Here is a 2017-nt window from a genome sequence, read left to right on the forward strand (position 1 = left end):
CTGACCAGCGGCAACCTGGCGCAGAGCGCGAGACCGGGGCTGATCATGCTGGTGGCGACGCTGGCCTCGTTTATCGCGATTGGTTTCTTCAGCCTGATGCCGGTGTGGGCGCTGGGGGTGATGTGTCTGGTGATTTTTGGCTGGCTGAGCGCGGTCAGCTCGCTTTTACAGTACACCCTGATCCAGACCCAGACGCCGGAAGGGATGCTCGGGCGCATTAACGGCCTGTGGACCGCGCAGAACGTGACGGGCGATGCAATTGGCGCGGCGATCCTCGGCGGGATGGGGGCGATAATGACCCCGGTGGCGTCGGCGAGCAGCAGCGGGTTTGTGTTAGCGATGATTGGCGCGATCTTACTGGTGACGCTGGTGGAATTGCGGCGGTTCAGGCAGGAGGTTGCGTTGAACGACGGTGCGGCCTGATGCCCTCACCCCGGCCCTCTCCCACGGGGAGAGGGAGGAAAAATGCCTACTTAAACAACGCATTCAATCTGTCTAACACCAGCATCGCGCTGTAATAATCCAGGCGGAACGTCTCCGTTCCCAGCGCCCAGACGCGCTTGTTCTTCACCGACGGCAGATGCGCCAGCAGCGGATTGGCGTAAATCGCATTCACGTCTTTCTGGTCGCCGGCAAACACGAACAGCCCTTCGCCGTTCAGCCCCGTCGCCAGATTTTCTCCACCCAGCTGAATAATGTCGTGGCGCTTGCCCTGGCTTGTTGAGGTCTGCAAACCGGCAGGCAGGTCCGCCAGCGTAAAGCCCAGCTGGTGCAGCAGCTTGCCCTGCGCGGAGTCTGTCGTCCACAGGTTCGCCGTGTGTGCCGCGGCGGTGTAAACGATGGCGTTCACCGGCTGTGGCGGCAGCTTCATCTGCTGCTTCACCTGGGCGAGCTGTTTATCGAAGGCAGCGATGCGCTCTGCGGCCTGTGTCTCCTGCCCGGTGATCGTCCCCAGCTGGGTCAGCAGTTCCTGCCAGCTTTTGTCGTCGTAATTGATGATAAGCGTCGGCGCGATGGCGGAAAGCTGATCGTAGAGCGCAAGCGCGGAATCCCCGCCTGTGGCGCTGATCAAAATCAGGTCCGGCATCTGGGCCGCGACCGCTTCGGCGCTCGGCTCGCCGATGTACAGCCGGGCAACCTTACGCTGCTTCGCGATATCGCCCCACTGACGTAAAAAGCCCTGCGCATCCGCCACGCGGTTGTTCGGCGTGGTCGCTCCGCTGGCAATGACCGGCGCGTCAATGGCCAGCAGGGAGCCGGTTAAGGTCACGCTGGTGGAGACAATGCGCGTCGGTTTGCTCTCAAGCGTGTGAACGCCGCGGCTGTCGGAGACCTGGCGCGGCCAGTCGTCGGCGGCGGCTGAGGTTAGTCCTAAAACAAAAAGTCCTGTTAAAAGAAGGGCATTGCGGCAAACGGCAGCGATTTTCACAGAGCGGCATCCTGATTTTATTGAAGATAATGCTTCTCATTTTCAGGGCTGTAGGGAAGGGATGCAAGCGTTTGTCGCACAAGTTATTTGCCCGACGGTTGACAGCGGGGCGATGTGGGATTAGGTTAGCCGACGAAAATATAAATGATAATCATTATTGCTTCTTTTATCATTTTAAGGAGGATGATATGGACACGTCCCTGGCTGAGGAAGTTCAGCACACCGCGACTACGCTGCAAGCAGATAGCTTTTTCTTTATGTCGCCTTACCGCAGTTTTACCACGTCCGGCTGTTTTGCCCGTTTTTCTGAACCCGCCGTCGGCGGTGACGATCCGGCGGGTCCCTTTCAGCAGAAATTAGCTCAGGCTTTCCGGAATGCGAAAAACAGCGGCATTGCCCATCCGGTGATGGTAGGGGCGATCCCCTTCGATACCCGCAAACCGTCATCGCTGTTTATTCCGCAACGCTGGCAAACCTTCTCCCGCCCGGCGCGTCAGCAGTCCGCACGCTACGCCTCCGGCGCGCAGACGCTGAACGTGCAACAACGCACCGAGATCCCGCCGCAGCCGATTTTCGAGGAGATGGTGG

1 protein-coding gene and 2 pseudogenes are annotated in these 2017 nt (G+C 59.4%); 2 read left to right on the forward strand and 1 reads right to left on the reverse strand.

Features of this window, described 5'->3' with window-relative positions; all coding sequences use genetic code 11:
- A pseudogene (locus tag DD606_RS24780) lies at nt 1–423 on the forward strand (MFS transporter); the annotation flags it as partial.
- Between the two features lie 46 nt (nt 424–469).
- Here DD606_RS24780 and fepB read toward each other — a convergent pair.
- Nucleotides 470–1429: a Fe2+-enterobactin ABC transporter substrate-binding protein gene (gene fepB, locus DD606_RS24785; RefSeq protein ID WP_023324291.1), complete on the reverse strand. Its 960-nt coding sequence runs from the start codon at nt 1427–1429 to the stop codon at nt 470–472.
- A 188-nt stretch (nt 1430–1617) separates the two neighbouring features.
- Between fepB and DD606_RS24790 the strand changes: the two are divergent.
- Nucleotides 1618–2017 (forward strand): annotated as a pseudogene (locus DD606_RS24790) (isochorismate synthase); the annotation flags it as partial.

Source organism: Enterobacter cloacae complex sp. GF14B, assembly GCF_004136805.1.
GTDB lineage: Bacteria > Pseudomonadota > Gammaproteobacteria > Enterobacterales > Enterobacteriaceae > Enterobacter > Enterobacter hormaechei_C.